At 35.6% G+C, this 15864-nt stretch carries 18 protein-coding genes; 1 reads left to right on the top strand and 17 read right to left on the bottom strand.

Annotated elements, in window-relative coordinates:
- Positions 1–83: 83 nt before the first annotated feature.
- From TX86_RS07075 to TX86_RS07060, 4 genes are all read right to left on the bottom strand, one after another.
- Positions 84–473, bottom strand: coding sequence for a sporulation protein (locus TX86_RS07075; RefSeq protein ID WP_042347531.1), 390 nt, complete (start codon positions 471–473; stop codon positions 84–86).
- A 472-nt stretch (positions 474–945) separates the two neighbouring features.
- A complete protein-coding gene (locus TX86_RS07070) occupies positions 946–1584 on the bottom strand; it encodes a protein kinase domain-containing protein (protein WP_042347529.1) in 639 nt (212 codons plus the stop codon).
- A 274-nt stretch (positions 1585–1858) separates the two neighbouring features.
- Complete coding sequence (locus tag TX86_RS07065) at positions 1859–2305, bottom strand: PaaI family thioesterase (RefSeq protein WP_042347526.1); 447 nt, start codon at positions 2303–2305, stop codon at positions 1859–1861.
- A gap of 45 nt (positions 2306–2350) precedes the next feature.
- Positions 2351–3313: an NAD(P)H-dependent flavin oxidoreductase gene (locus TX86_RS07060; RefSeq protein WP_042347524.1), complete on the bottom strand. Its 963-nt coding sequence runs from the start codon at positions 3311–3313 to the stop codon at positions 2351–2353.
- A gap of 79 nt (positions 3314–3392) precedes the next feature.
- On the opposite strand from TX86_RS07060, the gene TX86_RS07055 reads away from it, so the two are divergent.
- Positions 3393–3905 (top strand): gamma carbonic anhydrase family protein, encoded by a 513-nt coding sequence (locus tag TX86_RS07055; protein WP_042347522.1) that lies wholly within the window; start codon positions 3393–3395, stop codon positions 3903–3905.
- 69 nt (positions 3906–3974) lie between these two features.
- On the opposite strand, the gene paaX is transcribed toward TX86_RS07055, so the two are convergent.
- The 13 genes from paaX to TX86_RS06990 all read right to left on the bottom strand — a co-directional run bounded on the left by paaX (position 3975) and on the right by TX86_RS06990 (position 15468).
- Entirely contained in the window at positions 3975–4865 is an 891-nt protein-coding gene (gene paaX, locus TX86_RS07050; RefSeq protein ID WP_042347520.1) for a phenylacetic acid degradation operon negative regulatory protein PaaX, read from the bottom strand.
- 95 nt (positions 4866–4960) lie between these two features.
- Entirely contained in the window at positions 4961–5737 is a 777-nt protein-coding gene (locus TX86_RS07045) for an enoyl-CoA hydratase-related protein (protein WP_042347518.1), read from the bottom strand.
- Positions 5738–5742: 5 nt separating this feature from the next.
- Positions 5743–6948 carry an acetyl-CoA C-acyltransferase gene (locus TX86_RS07040; protein WP_042347515.1) on the bottom strand — a complete coding sequence of 402 codons (1206 nt, stop codon included), beginning with the start codon at positions 6946–6948 and terminating at the stop codon, positions 5743–5745.
- Positions 6945–7820: a 3-hydroxyacyl-CoA dehydrogenase gene (locus tag TX86_RS07035; protein WP_042347513.1), complete on the bottom strand. Its 876-nt coding sequence runs from the start codon at positions 7818–7820 to the stop codon at positions 6945–6947. Before TX86_RS07035 ends, TX86_RS07040 begins: the two co-directional genes overlap by 4 nt.
- Before the next feature lie 166 nt (positions 7821–7986).
- Positions 7987–9504 (bottom strand): aldehyde dehydrogenase family protein, encoded by a 1518-nt coding sequence (locus TX86_RS07030; protein WP_042347511.1) that lies wholly within the window; start codon positions 9502–9504, stop codon positions 7987–7989.
- Positions 9505–9523: 19 nt separating this feature from the next.
- The gene (locus tag TX86_RS07025) at positions 9524–10297 is read right to left on the bottom strand and encodes an enoyl-CoA hydratase-related protein (protein WP_042347509.1); all 774 of its coding nucleotides are present in this window, start codon (positions 10295–10297) and stop codon (positions 9524–9526) included.
- Positions 10298–10309: 12 nt separating this feature from the next.
- Positions 10310–11080 (bottom strand): enoyl-CoA hydratase/isomerase family protein, encoded by a 771-nt coding sequence (locus TX86_RS07020; RefSeq protein ID WP_042347507.1) that lies wholly within the window; start codon positions 11078–11080, stop codon positions 10310–10312.
- Entirely contained in the window at positions 11080–11382 is a 303-nt protein-coding gene (locus tag TX86_RS07015) for an EthD family reductase (RefSeq protein ID WP_042347505.1), read from the bottom strand. The genes TX86_RS07020 and TX86_RS07015 overlap by 1 nt, the downstream gene beginning before the upstream one ends.
- Positions 11383–11397: 15 nt before the next feature.
- Positions 11398–11898, bottom strand: coding sequence for a 1,2-phenylacetyl-CoA epoxidase subunit PaaD (gene paaD / locus TX86_RS07010; RefSeq protein ID WP_042347503.1), 501 nt, complete (start codon positions 11896–11898; stop codon positions 11398–11400).
- Between the two features lie 23 nt (positions 11899–11921).
- Positions 11922–12731 (bottom strand): 1,2-phenylacetyl-CoA epoxidase subunit PaaC, encoded by an 810-nt coding sequence (paaC, locus tag TX86_RS07005; RefSeq protein ID WP_195892870.1) that lies wholly within the window; start codon positions 12729–12731, stop codon positions 11922–11924.
- Positions 12728–13081: a 1,2-phenylacetyl-CoA epoxidase subunit PaaB gene (gene paaB / locus TX86_RS07000; RefSeq protein ID WP_042347500.1), complete on the bottom strand. Its 354-nt coding sequence runs from the start codon at positions 13079–13081 to the stop codon at positions 12728–12730. The genes paaC and paaB overlap by 4 nt, the downstream gene beginning before the upstream one ends.
- A 21-nt stretch (positions 13082–13102) precedes the next feature.
- A complete protein-coding gene (gene paaA / locus TX86_RS06995; protein WP_042347498.1) occupies positions 13103–14056 on the bottom strand; it encodes a 1,2-phenylacetyl-CoA epoxidase subunit PaaA in 954 nt (317 codons plus the stop codon).
- Between the two features lie 86 nt (positions 14057–14142).
- Positions 14143–15468: a phenylacetate--CoA ligase family protein gene (locus TX86_RS06990; RefSeq protein ID WP_042347497.1), complete on the bottom strand. Its 1326-nt coding sequence runs from the start codon at positions 15466–15468 to the stop codon at positions 14143–14145.
- Positions 15469–15864: the final 396 nt, after the last annotated feature.

Genomic DNA, 15864 nt, shown 5'->3' with positions numbered 1-15864 from the left:
ATACCTTTTATCGAACACACACTAAAAGGTATAATTGAAACAAGCATCCAAAGTTGTTCGTGGATGCTCTCTTTCTACTAATTTCAACTACAAATTTTGATTTCATCATAATCCATATCCCTTAAATTATCATGAAAGATAATTTTTGTTTGAAATAAATAGATGAAATCTTTTGAAGTTGATTGCAATTCGGTCGGTATAATATATTTAAACGGAATTTTCGTTACCTCTGAAGAATTTATAGTTTTAGTCATTAATATCGTAGTAGCTGACTCAATACCTTGCTTCTTCTTTGTATTTGTATCTTTTAAAATCAAGTCACATTCTAACCTTTTGATTTTTTGATTCAATTTACCACCCTTAATTTCAAAATAACCAGTAACCAATTCTCCAGATTTATATTCATAAGCATCTAAAACTAAATCAACATTTGTGGAACCAATTTTAAGTAGATGCAGACATTTTTTGAACAATTTTGTTTACCCTCCATATATATTTCAATGATTATAATTATTTCTAAATGCATCAGCATAATCGTCATGTAATTTAATATTACGTGGTTGACTTCAATGATCTAAAGTCAACGTATTCATACCATATAGCTGTGTCGTAACTAATAAAGCAATAGTAATAAATATTTTCCTCGCAAGGTCAACGTCCAATTAATAAATTTCTCCTTTCTTTCAACTAAATATAATAAAGCCCTTCACAATGTATTGGTGAAAGGCTTTTTGTTCTTCATATTCATCCTTCACCAAATTTGGCAAAGGTCTCGCAAACAACAATAATTGTTGCCAATTATGCCGGTGAGGTTAATCACGTAATGACGACATAATTGTCAGTTACTCCCCTTTGGAGTGTATAACTCATTTTTTATTTTGCAAATTCTTTTTGATAAGCATCATCTTATAATATGCTTAATTATAAGTCAATGGATTTAATTCATTATTCTAACAATCTATTTTTATCTCCCCGAATATGAATGATTTCTTTTTTATATAAAACGGCAATGATATTCAAAATGATTTTGGGTATTCTTCTAGGAAAATATGGCTTTAAATAATATTGAAAATAAGCCCGTTTCAAATCATTCCACATCTCACATTTTTTTGTCTGTTTAAATCTTGCCACATCAATCAGTTTAACCTTATTATCACTCGTAATAATAATATTTCGCAAATGAATATCAGATGGATTCAAGCCTGTTTGTCTTGCTAGCTGTAGCACTTCATCAATCGTATGAACTTGCTGTTCTTCTATTGCGATTCCTTTATTTAAACAATCAAATAAAGTTTCTCCTTCAATATAGTCCATAACAATATAGTTACGACCCGTTTCATAAATTTCTGGAAAATAATGAATATGTGCCAGCTTTTTATAAATTTCTGCTTCTTCAAGCGCAATATGTTTGAAGCGTGGTGCAAATACTTTAATAACTATATTCGTATTCTTTATTCGAAATACGCATGCACTTCTACCTGTCCCAATTTGTTCAAGATCTTTATGAAAATCCTCTACTTTAATGCTTCTTCGTGCACTCTTTGAAAATACGATACTCTCAGCGTATTTTTTATAATTGCTCACTTTATTCCCCTCTATTCAATAATAGTTTTATGTAATCGTTTCAATCGAATGACCATTTTAAAATACGCAAAAAAGACCTTACCAAATAATATGGTAAGGTCTCGCAAACAACGTAAATAAACAGTTGCCAATAAAGCCGAGGTTTCCCTGTATTGACGACTTTATTGTATTAGCTACTCCCCTTCAAAACAATTTTGAAAGAAATATTTTATTAATACTGATTATATACAAAACTAGCATTTTTGTCAATTATAATACCACTCGTTAATGAGTATTATTGATCTTGCTCATCAAGCTCAACAAATATTTGTTGCTTACGATAAACTACAGCTTCCATTGTTGCAATTAAAGCATCTTTATTTTCGATTTTTATACGATAAAATCCTACTTTATTATTGCGTTTTTCTTCAGTAGCCGTTGCTCTTATAGTATCTCCTGGAAAGGCTGGAGCTATAAAATGCATATTCGTAGATAAACCAACTGATGTTTTTCCATATGAATTACTTGCAGCTGCAAATGCATAATCAGCCAAGGAGAAAATAATTGCACCATGAACAGTATTATGCGCATTTAACATATGTTCTTGCACCACTAATTCAGTAACAGCTGAGCCTTCCCCTAATTCCACTAATTTCATACCAAGAAATTGTGCATAAGGCTCCTGATCAAGCGTATCAAAAATTTGTCTATAATACTTTTTATGCATTTCTTGTTCGTTCATACAAAATCCTCCTTTGTCCTTTTATATTTTCACATCATTTCCTCTTTATAAAGAAAATACCTCGAATTCAGAAACTACGTTCACGATATTCTGCTTTGCTTCACTCATCATGCTTTCAATTAGCTCCTGAACAGTAGGTATTGATGAAATAAGACCCGCTATTTGTCCACTATTGATAAAGCCATTTTCTAAATCGCCAAGGATAGCGCCTATGTAGTGTTGTTTCTCTGAAGTTAAATCGAGATATTCCTCTTCAGTCATTCCTTTTTGTTCCTGTTGTATTAATTTATGTGCATATGGTGTTTTTAACATTCTTCTAACTTTTCCAACAGGGCGGCCAATAATGACTGTGTCAATATCATTTGCTGTAAGTAGTTTTTCCTTATATATGTCATGAAATGGTGCTTCTTTCGTTGCAATAAAACGTGTCCCTAATTGAACACCACTAGCTCCAAGCATTAAAGCAGCAGATAGCCCTTGTCCATTACCTATACCACCCGCTGCCACAACAGGTATCTTAACCGCTGCTACAATTTGCGGAATTAGCGTGAAAGTTGTTAATTCTAAGCTAGAATTAATACCCGCCGCTTCAAACCCTTCTGCAACTAATACATCAGCTTGTGCCTCTTCTGCTTTCTTAGCATGCTTAACTGAAGCAACTACAGCTATAACTTTAATCCCATGTTCATGTAAAATAGGAATTAGCGGTGCTGGATTACCAGCTGATAAAGAAACGACAGGCACATTATGTTTTATAACCAAATCAACAAGGTCACGAACAAATTTCGTAACACTTATTGGAATGTTAACTGCAAAAGGTTTAGTCGTTCGTTCTTTCGTTTCAATGATAATTTTTTCTACTTCTTCTGGTGTCATGGTTCCACATCCAATTGTCCCTAATCCGCCAGCTTCAGACACTGCAGCCGTCAGTGGTGCATTGCTGATATTGCCCATTCCGCCTTGAATAATTGGATTAGTAATATTTAATAATTTTGTCAAATGTAACATTTTTCACCCTCCTTCTACTATTAATGTTATAATATACAGAAAATTAAAACAATTAAAATTTATGAAAGAAGGTAGTAAAATGCGTATTTCATATAATGGCCATGAACCCAAAATAGATTCTTCTGTATTTACAGCACCTGGAAGTTATATTATCGGAGATGTATCAATCGGAAAGGAATCTACAATTTGGTTTAATGCTGTACTACGAGGAGATGAAGATTCTATTACAATTGGAGAAAGATGTAGCATTCAAGATAATTCTACCATTCACTTATTTGAAGGATCACCAATTGTTATTGAAGATGAAGTAACAGTCGGTCACAATGTCATTTTACATGGATGTCGAGTTGGTAAACGTTCTATCATCGGAATGGGTTCAACAATATTAGATGGCGTAGAAATCGGAGAGGAATGTATTATTGGTGCTAATACGCTTATACCATCAGGCAAAAAAATCCCACCTCGTTCATTAGTAATGGGGTCTCCAGGAAAAGTCGTTCGAGAAATTAACGAGAAAGATTTAGAACTAATACAGCTATCCATTGATACATATGTACAAAAAGGAAAAGAATTTAAAGAAATCCTAAAATAATTTCCTTATAAAGCGTAAAAAGGCGTAAAAAAAGCGATTACAAATCGCTTTTTTTACAGCCTTCTTTTTTTATAACTTTACTTGTTCAGTTATTAATGGATGATTATTCACATCATAACCTTTATCTTTACTTTGCAAATCATTACCTTCTTTAAAAACATCTTCAAAAAATCGGTTTGCAGGCTCGGCTAGTATTTTATAATACTGGCTAAAAAGAAGAGCTGCATGACTTCCATTCCAACGAGCTGGCAATAACTCAGCAGGTAGACCTGGATCTATGAATAAGAATTTTCTATATTCGTGAACGAGATTAGTTCGTTCAACGAAACATTCTGCATCTGACATTTCTTTTTGTTGAATAATACTTTGATGAACAATGAATTTCTTACTGTACTCAGTAATAAATTGCTCATACTTTTCTTCAATTTCACCTAGGGCCCAACTTCTTTCAATTAAAGATTCACTTTCTCTTGGCCCTCTGTATTCTGAAACAAAGAAGTCAACATACGGCTTTATTTGATATTTTTCTATCAAAAGCTCAACTTCTTTTTCTAAATTGTTTGGTGAGATCCAACAGCCATTTGAAAAACTACCAAAACCGCTCCAATACAGTTCTTTTCTTAACTCATCCCGGATTTGTCGCTTTTCTTCTGGGATTGTATACATTAGAATACGCCATTTACCATCCCATTCATGTGGATTTAGTTTAAAGATTCTCTCCGCAGCTTCTTCTACTCTCTTTACACCACGTGGAGTTAAATAATAATAGCTTTTGTGACCTTGTTTCTCTGATTTCACCCATCCTTGCTTCAACATCCGAGATACAGCAACACGAACAGCTTGTTCGTTATGCCCAAATTCTTTTAGTAATCTTATTAAACTACCAATCCAAATTTTGTTTCCATAATGTCGAATGTAATCCCCATAAATCGTAAAAATCATCGATTGCGTATTGCTCATTTACATCTCACTCTTTCTGTTTACACAGCATGATATATTTGTCGATTTTTATACCCTTTTATATCATATCGAATAATTCTCAATGTTCGCAACAATTATTTACCCGTAAAATTTGCTGGTCTTCTTTCGCTAAACGCTTGTAAAGCTTCTACACGGTCTTCAGTTGGAATAATTATTTCATACGCTTTTGATTCAATCGCTAGTCCTGTTTGTAAATCCACATTCATTCCTTGATTAATTGCAAACTTCGCTTGGCGAAGAGCAACAGGACCATTCTTCAACATTTCTTTTGCTAGATTTTCACAAACAGACATTAACTCTTCTCTTTGAACTACATTAATCAGAATACCCCACTGTAAAGCATCCTGACTAGAAAACTTTCTTGCTGTTAAAATTAATTCTTTAGCTTTTGTTTCTCCAATTAATCTTGGTAATCGTTGTGTTCCACCTGCACCAGGAATAATCGCCCAACTCGTTTCGGTTAATCCCAGTTGTGTATCATCGATAGCAATTGCAAAGTCACAAGCGATCATTAATTCGAAACCACCACCAAATGCAAAGCCATTCACTGCAGCTATTGTAGGCTGTGGTAATGATGCAATTTGATTAAATACATCACGAATCGCCTTTACATTTCTTCTAACTTCTGTTTCATTTAAAGTTTTACGTTCTTTTAAATCAGCCCCTGCTGAAAATGCTTTTTCTCCAGCACCTGTAAATATAACTACACGTACTTCAGGGTCAAGTTCAATAGCAGTTACAACATCTTGCAACTTCTTCAACATATCATAATTAAAGCAATTCAACACATCTGGACGATTTAAAGTAACATATGCGATATAATTTTCTTTTGTATATTGAACAGTTGACATCAAACTCACTCCTTACAATTTTCAACTATAACTGATATTCCTTGACCTACTCCGATACACATCGTAGCTAATCCATATTGAGATTCACGCTTTTTCATTTCATAGATAAGGGTTGTTAAAATACGCGCTCCACTGGCGCCAAGTGGATGCCCTAAGCTAATAGCTCCCCCATTGACATTTACTTTACTTTCATCACATTCCAATTGACGAATACATTCTAAAGACTGTGAAGCAAACGCCTCATTTAATTCAATTAGATTAAGATCCTTAATCGACAGACCCGAACGTTCTAACGCTTTTCTAGTTGCATAAATTGGTCCTAGACCCATTACAGCTGGTTCTAGTCCAGCAGTTGCACCCACTACATATCTTACTAATGGCTTCAACCCTAATTCCTTTGCTTTATCAGCGCTCATCAATAATAGTGCAGATGCACCATCATTGACACCAGATGCATTACCAGCAGTCACTGTACCATCTTGGAAAATAGGTTTCAGCTTATTTAGTTTCTCCAAAGTTGTTTCAGGTCTTGGATGTTCGTCAAGATTTACTATTATCTCGTTTCCTTTACGATCACGATAAATCACTGGCACAATTTCATCAGCAAATCGATTTTCTTCCATCGCTTTTTTCGTTTTTTGTTGACTTTCATATGCAAATTTATCTTGATCTTCACGAGAAACATTACAACGCTGTGCAACATTTTCTGCTGTTTGAGGCATTGTATCAGCACCATACATTTCTTGCAGCTTCTTGTTCGTAAATCTCCAACCAATTGTTGTATCAATCATTTCCATATTTCCTCTGGGATAATCTTGATTCGGTTTTGCCATAACAAACGGTGCACGTGTCATACTCTCTGTTCCACCAGCAATATAAATATCTCCTTCTCCAACTGCAATGGCTCTAGCCGCATACATAACAGCATCTAATCCAGATCCACAAAGACGATTAACCGTTGTACCACCTACACTTACTGGAAGACCAGCTAATAAAGAAGACATTCTCGCAACATTTCGATTATCTTCACCTGCTTGATTAGCATTACCAAGCACAATTTCCTCAATTTCCGAAGCTGACACATTTGGATTTCTTTCGATTAATGCCTTAATAACAACAGCCCCCAAATCGTCAGGGCGAACATCTTTTAATGCTCCTTTATATCTACCAATTGGGGTACGAACAGCATCAACAATAACTACTTCTTTCATTGCTTTACACCTTCTTTATTGATAGTTGAATAATCATAAACACCTTTACCAGTTTTTCTTCCTAATCTACCAGCTTTCACGTATTGTTCTAGCAATGGTGCAGGTCGATACTTTTCACCGAGCTTCTCGTGTAAGTACTTTAAATTATTTAATCGAGCATCTAATCCTACTAAATCAACAAGTTCAAACGGTCCCATAGGATAATTTAGACCTAGCTTAATAGCTTTATCAATTTCTTCTGGGGTCCCAAGACCTTCCTGAAGCATATAGAAAGCTTCATTTCCGACAAGAGCACTAATACGACTTGTCACAAAACCTGGAAACTCATTGATTACAACTGTTTCTTTCCCCATTCGTTCTGCTACCTCTCGAATTATAGTAGCTGTTTCATCACTTGTTTCTAATCCTCTAATTATTTCAACTAAAGGCATTTTATGTACTGGATTAAAGAAATGCATAGCAATGGTTTGACTAGGACGTTTCGTAAACGAAGCGATTTCAGTCGGACTCATTGTTGACGTGTTGGTTGCAAATAAACATTTTTCGTTTGCGAATTCTTCAATCATTGTAAATACTTCTCTCTTAATATCTGTTTTTTCTGGAACAGCTTCAATAACTAAATCCGCTTTACCTAAAGCTTCTTTTGGTTCAGTTGAAAAATGTAAAGTTTCCTCAATAGTTTTCACAGTTTCACTAGTTATCTTTCTGAGCGATAACCCTTTATCCATTATTTGATTTATTTCATTTTTGGCATTATCTAACGCTTGCTCATTAATATCAACTAATGTGACATTATAACCTCCTAGCGCTCCTACATACGCTATACCTCTTCCCATAACTCCTGATCCAATTACGACAATATTAGAAATCATCCTATTCCCTCTCTTTTATCTAAAATGTAATAGACATGCTTTGAATACAAGACGAGCCTTGAAGGAAATCCCCTTGTAGATTTCTGTTTAAGGAACGACTTATGCTCCAAGCATGTCTATTACTCTTTTATTTCTTTTTTATGTTCTAGCTGAAGTTAATAAGCCATTACACCCCAAGTGGGTTTAATGGGCGACTGCCATAGTAAGACACAATACTCTTTGTTTCTGTATATAAATCTAACGTTTCGATACAAAGCTCTCGACCAAAACCAGATTGTTTATAACCACCAAATGGTGTTCCTGGGAATGCTGAGAATGGGCAGTTAACCATTACAATTCCAGCTTGAATTTGGTTCGCAACTCGAGTTGTACGTGCAGCATCTTTCGACCATAGTGCTGAACCTAATCCAAATTCTGAATCATTAGCTAACTTAACAGCTTCCTTTTCATCCTTGAACGGCATAATTACTACTACTGGTCCGAAGATTTCTTCCTGTACAACTTTCATCTCATGATTGACATTTGCAATTACCGTTGGTTCATACCAGAAACCATTTTCATAGCCTTCCACAACTGCAACTTTACCCCCAACCAGAATTTCAGCACCGTCAGCAATGGCTGATTTCACGTATGAATCAATGACATTTAATTGATTTTGATCAATTATTGCTCCTACATGAGTACCTTGATCAAAGGGATTTCCTAATTGAAGCTTCTTCGTTTTCTCAACAAACTTACCTACAAATTCCTCATAAACTTCCTCTTGCACATATAAACGAGAACGTGCTTCACATGATTGACCAGAATTATAGAAGATACCATATAATGATCCATCTACGGCAGCATCAATATCAGCGTCCGCAAACACAATATTAGGTGATTTACCACCAAGTTCTAAAGTCACGCGCTTCAATGTTTGTGAAGCTCTTTCCATTATGTTTTTTCCAATTGGAGTTGAGCCAGTAAACGCTACTTTATCAACTTGCTTATGTCCAACTAGATAATTTCCAACTTCAGCTCCAGGTCCTGGAACAATATTAACAACACCTTCTGGCACACCTGCTTCAAGACAAATTTCACCAAGAATAATTGCTGTTAGTGGTGTCAATGAAGCTGGTTTAACGACTACAGAACAACCCACTGCGATGGCAGGTGCTATCTTCCAAGCAGCCATCATTAACGGATAATTCCAAGGGATAATTTGTGCACATACACCTACTGGTTCCTTCTCAGTGTAATTATGGAATTGACCAGGAACATTGTTCACAACCCCACGATGACCTACGATTGCGCCTGCATAAAACTCAAAATCTTCAATTGCTTGCATGACTTGTCCTTGGGCAGTCGAAAGTGATTTTCCTGTATCCAAAATTTCTAATTCAACCAATTCGTTAAATCTAGCGCGCATAATGGACGCTATTTTATTTAGTACACGTGAGCGTTTATTAATCGGTGACTTCTTCCATTTACCATAATCAAAAGCGTGACGTGCAGCTTGTATTGCTTTTTCTGTGTCTTCTTTTGTCGCTTGAGCTACTTCTGCAATCAGCTCACCCGTAGCAGGATTAAATGTTTTGAAAGTCGCATTGTTGCTACTAGCTACTTGTTCACCGTTGATAATAAGATGGTATAGATTTCGCTTCATTGATTGCTGTTGAGTTTCTGAATCTTTAATTGTTGACATAAGTCACACTCCTATTACGTTATTTTCCTATGAATGTTGGTTTTCTTTTTTCTAAGAAAGCCTGTACGCCTTCACGATGATCTTTCGTTAGGCCTGCAATTCGTTGACCTTCAGCTTCTTTTTCTAAGTATGTGTCAAACGGAAGTTCTTCTGCAAAAAGCATGTATCGTTTAATTAATCCAATTGCTTTTGTTGGCATTTGAGCTATTTTAATAGAAAATTCAGTTATTTCTTTCTCCCACGAATCCATCGGGATAACACTTGTTACTAAACCTAATTGTAAAGCTTGTGCTGTGGATATTTTCTCACCCAAAATGGCTAGCTCTGCTGTTTTTGCTCGACCTAATAGTTTACTAAGGAAATATAAATTACCTGAGTCTGGTATTAGTCCTACATGGATAAAAGCATTCACAAAGCTTGCTTTTTCTGAAGCTAAGCGGAAATCACAGGCTAAAGCCAAACTAAACCCTGCACCTGCCGCCACTCCATTTACCGCAGCAATAATTGGTTTTTCGCATTGCGTTATTTGCTTTATCATCGGACTATAGTGTTGCTTAATCACTTGACCGTGATCCATACTTTCATCGACTTCTGATAAATCTTGACCAGAACAGAATGCTCTTCCTTCACCAGTAATAACAATACATCTTACTTCATCGTCAGAAGCAGCATTACGTACGGCTATTTTCACTTCATGATTCATTTGCGCTACAAAAGCATTTAATTTGTTTGGTCGATTTAATCGCAACCATGCAACACCATCTACAACTTGATAACTAATGGTTTCGAACACAACATTGCCTCCTTATTTCCCTTCAAATCGCGGCTTTCTCTTTTCAACAAATGCTTGCATACCTTCTTTTTGATCTTGAGAAGCAAATAATAAATAGAAATTCTTTCTTTCATATTGCATTCCTTCATATAAGGAATAATCTACTGCTTTGTTTACTGCATCCTTTATTAATCGTAGTGATAAAGGAGGTTGATTTGATAGCCTCTTAGCAAACTTCATCGCTTCTTCATCTAACAATTCTAATTCTACAATTGTATTAACTATTCCATGCTCTTTTGCTACACGAACAGGAATTCGTTCTCCAGTTAATAGCCATTCTAACGCTTTTGTACGACCAACGGTTTTTGTTAAACGTTGTGTGCCGCCTGCTCCTGGCATAACGCCAAGATTCACTTCAGGGAAAGAAAACTCGGTCCCATTAGCTGCAATTAATAAATCACAACAAAGTGCTAATTCGAATCCACCACCAAAAACAAACCCTTTCACTGCTCCAATAATAGGTTTCTTAATCAATGCTAATCGATCCCAATCCGCAAACTGATTTAACAACTCTAAATCAATAGCACCATCACTCGCCATCTCATCAATATCAGCACCTGCTGAGAACGCACGACCATTTCCAGAAATTAAGATGACAGAAACTTCATCGTTCCTATCAAACTCTTCCATTGTGTCTACAATTTCTTTCACCATTGTACGATTTAAGGCATTGAATTGCTTAGGACGATTTAACCTAATACACCCAACACTCTCACAAATAGAAGTTTCGATAAATAACGACATTATACTTCTTCACCAATCATTAGCGTTACCAGCTCACCTGCAAAGCCCATTAAATCTTTACCAGATGCTTTGCCTTCTACTGAACGTAATCCTTGTTTTAATGCTTCGTGATCATCATAATACATTTCACATAGCAAATAATAAGCACCTTCGCCACCCATTGGAGAACCAACAATTTTTGTTACTTCCATTTTTCTAAGTCCAGGAATTTTCGAAGTAATTGGACCATGAACATTGAAATAGTGCTCATCAAACTCTTCCTTATTTTCCGGATGTTTATATAAAGCTATTAATTTAACCATTTATATTTCCTCCCATTACATTAATATAGATACTGGTTTCATTGCTTCAAACGGATTTTTACAACTCTTACAATACAGAATGCTTCTACATGCAGTTGGGCCAAAAATATTCTCCAACGTAACATACGTTGAACCACAATATGGACAATCTACATGCCAAGAGCCATCCTCTTCTAATTGACTAGGCGGAGGGGAAATTCCAAATTCCTTTAATCCTTTTTTACCCTCATCTGTAATGCGATCAGATGTCCAAGGGGGAGAAGTAAGAAACTCAACTTCTACAACCTCATAATCTGTTACATCTTGTACAGCACGAATGATATTCTTTTTAATAAACTCTAAAGCCGGGCATCCCAGAAAAGTAGGTAATACTTTAATTAAGATTGAATTTTGCTGAATTGCAACCGAATCAACCATTCCCAAATCAATTATGCTAACAGTATCGATTTCAGGATCTTTTACATTTCGCAAAATATGAAATACTTCATTTTCTGTTATTTGAATATGGTCCTGCATTTCTCTCACCTCTTTAAAGAAAATTACCAAGCTGTAACAGGATCAGAGTTATATACTTCAGAAAGAGTTACAAGAGCATCGTCTATTTCACTAGTATGTAGTCCATTTCTCCCGTTATATTGTTGCACTTTAAGCTCTTTAGGAACTTCAATACCTACAGAGTTAAATACTGGCGTAATGGCAGCAATCCATTTTCCTTGTAAATCTGCACCATCTAACAATCCTTGCTGTTTAATAGCCGCGTCTTGATTCCCTAAAGAAAATACATCGCCAAAATCGTTCCACACTTGCTCAATAGCTTCTGACATACGCGTTTTCGCTTCTTCCGTTGAATTTAATAATTGAACAAACCATGTTCGCCAATGCATTAAATGAAAATAAATTTCCATATTCACTTTTACAGCCACTTCTGCAAGAGGTGCATAGCTACTTTGTTTTAAAGCATCCATTTTGATTTTTTTGGCTTGTGTATAAAAATAATTGCGAACAACTGCAAACGCCCAATCATATTGAGCATTTTCCATATAATAGCCAGGCCCGTTCAAACGTTCTACGATAATAGCATTCTTTCTTTCCGCAGCAGGGCGAGCATGTGCTAAATCATCTGCTTTTCCTGCACCTAATTCTTGCAATAATCCATAAAACATAGCTGCGTGGCCCATACTATCTTGCGTAATAGAAGAAGATGCCACATCTTCTTCTATATGCGGAGCTAACCCTAGCCATTCCGAATTTCGAAATGAATATAAGAAGTCATCATCCGCTAGTTGAAATAATAATTCAACTAAAGCCGTTTTATATTCAGAAGTCATAGTTACCGCGTCTTGACTCATTTTTGATCCCCTCCTGCCCAAGATAGAATTTCTTTCTCATCAAGCATCTTTTGTTCATAATGACGCCATCTTTCTCTTAAATAACCATAACCTTTCGTTGTTCGATAGTCTTTGTTATCTAAGCGCACAAGCATTTGTTTATCTTCTGGTGTTATGGCTCCGATGTCTTTACGATTTACTACCCAAATGTCTGCAACAGTATCGCGACGCATGAAGTTTTCTTGAGCCATTATTAGAGCCATTTCTTTATTTGGAGCAAGTAAGCTGAATTGATGTTGAAACGCGGAAGTTGGTGTTTTTTTACTGAATACTTCATACTCTTGGTAAAAGTTTTTTTTCTCATTAGTCATTGGCATTAACCTCCTTTTCAATTAATGGATTGTTTCTGCTAAAGCATCGCGAACCCATGCGTTGTTTTCATAAGATGTTCTTCGTAGTCTTAAACGGTCTTGTGAACGTGGTCCTTGATTACTAATAATTTTCTTAAATTCATTCCAGTCCGGTTGTTGATAAATCCATTGTTGCTGTTCTTCATCAAAATGAATAGTCGAATCAGGTATTATTAAACCTATAGACTGAATTCTTGGTACATACTTCGTAAAAAACTTTTGACGTAATTCTTCATTTGTCTTTACACGAATTTTATATTTTATTGTTATATCTTGCTTAGATGTGCCGGTTGTTTCACTACTCGCCGGCCCAAAAAACATAAGCAATGATTCCCACCAACGATTTAGCGCATCTTGGACTAATGCTTTCTGCTCTGCAGTACCCTCAACTAAAGCCATAATGATTGCTTCTCCATGTTGGGCGTGAAATACTTCTTCCGCACAAATTCGATGAAGAGCTCTAGCATAAGGTCCGTATGATGCATTTAGCATATTTGTTTGAGACATAATCGCTGCTCCATCAACAAGCCAACCGATTAGCCCAGCATCACCCCAAGATTTAGTAGCCATATGGAACACGTTATGAAACTTTAAATCTCCGTTGAAAAGATCTTGCATTAAATCTCCTCGATCTTTTCCGTAAGGTTTTAACAAATCTTCTGCTACTCGTAGCAACAATTGACCGTGCCCCATCTCATCTTGAACTTTCGCCATAATCCCTAATTTTCTTCGTAAAGAAGGTGCTTTGGGAACCCATTCTTTCTCGGGAAGCGCTCCCATAATTTCGCTAATACCATGCATTGATATTAACTTAATCAGTGCTGTTCGATAATCCTCAGGCATCCAATCGTCAGCTTCGATTTTTTCTCCATTATTTATCTTTTGTATAAACAATTCGAGTTTTTGGGAATCTGATGATTCTGTTACAATCGTCATTATGAAATCCTCCTTCATATAACACTTTTATAACCGTATTATAGATTTGAGTTATATAAAAAGTCAATAAATTCTGAAAACTATTTTTAAACTGGTAATCCTTTCTTACGATGATCGATAATACGAATCGCTTTTCCCTCTGATCTAGGTATACTACCAGGTGCTAACACATTCACTTTCATCGTTACTAAACAGTAATTTTTCATATCGTGTCGAACATTCTTAGCCACTGTTTTTATATAATCATTTTTTAAATCATCGTTACAATTCCGATATATTTGTTCATTTATTTCGACATGTAATTCAACATGATCCATTGCATCTTCATGATATAAATGTACTTGATAATGTGGAACTAAATCTTCATTTCGAAGTAAGCATTCTTCTATCTCCGAAGGAAACACATTTACTCCACGAATAATTAGCATATCATCAATGCGTCCTTTCACACGAGACATGCGAGCGGTTGTTCGTCCACAACTACATGTGCCCCTAGTAATAGAAGCGATATCTCCTGTTCGATAACGAATGACCGGAGAAGCTTCTTTCGTTAAACTCGTAAATACTAACTCTCCTTCTTCACCATCTGGAACTGGTTGTAGTGTATCTGGATTGATGACTTCTACAATGAAATGATCTTCTGCAATATGTAATCCATCTTGAGCTTCATGACATTCCATTGCAATACCAGGTCCCATCACTTCGCTTAAACCATAAATATCACAAGCCTTAATGCCTAGCTTAGATTCTAATACTTTTCTTAATTCTTCCGACCATGGCTCCGCACCAAAAATCCCGAATTTCAATGAAGATTCAAGAGGATCTTTACCCATACTTTCCATTTCTTCTGCAATTCTAAGAATATATGAAGGAGTACCAGCTATGACTGTCGGTTTACACTCTTCAATAATATTAATTTGTCGAGTAGTATTACCACCGGAAATAGGTATTGTAGCCATACCCAGTCTTTCTCCACCATAATGAAGCCCTAATCCACCAGTAAATAAGCCATAACCATATGCATTCTGGAAAACCCCATCCGCTTCTCCACCAGCAATCGCTATAGCACGAGCGACAATATCAGCCCAATTATTAATATCTCCTTCTGTATAGCCCACAATAGTTGGTGTGCCACTCGTTCCAGATGATGCATGAATACGCACTACTTCTTTCATGGAAGTTGCAAATAATTCAAATGGTTTACTATTTCGTAAATCCGCTTTCACTGTGAATGGTAATTTACTGATGTCTTCTACAGTTTTTATATCCTCTGGTTTTAAACCAAGTTCATCAAATTTACTATGATAGAATGGAACATTCCCATAGACTCTTTTTAATGTTTCTTGTAATCGAGTTAATTGAAGCGCTTTCATCTCATTTTCTGAATATGTTTCAACTTCATGAATAATCATTTAATATACCCCTTCCCATTCTATTTGCTAATTTATTCTGAAAGCTTGTAAGTTAAATCTTCAAGAGACCGGACTCTTTCATTAAAACGCAGGGGAATTAAAGGCGTTTTGAAATGAACATCAAGCTTCCATCATGAAATTTACGGATTTATTCCTTGCACCTTTTGCCTTATAAGTTAGCTTACAAATTGGAGGAGACGGACATTTATTAAGCAATAACAATATAAAAGTGCTTCTCATAACAAATCCAACTTACAAGCTTCCAAAACATAAATATTTTTCAAACATAACGAATATATTTCGAATGATATATTTTCGTTATATTTAAAATTAAGATAACATGAATATCCTTAATTGTAAATATTTTCTGAAAACTATTATAATCTATAAATTAAC

It is taken from the genome of Bacillus massiliigorillae, assembly GCF_000380245.2.
In the GTDB taxonomy this organism is placed as follows: Bacteria; Bacillota; Bacilli; order Bacillales; family DSM-1321; genus Bacillus_AD; species Bacillus_AD massiliigorillae.
The sequence above is the reverse complement of the archived record's forward strand: the minus strand, read 5'-3'. Positions and strand labels throughout refer to the sequence as shown.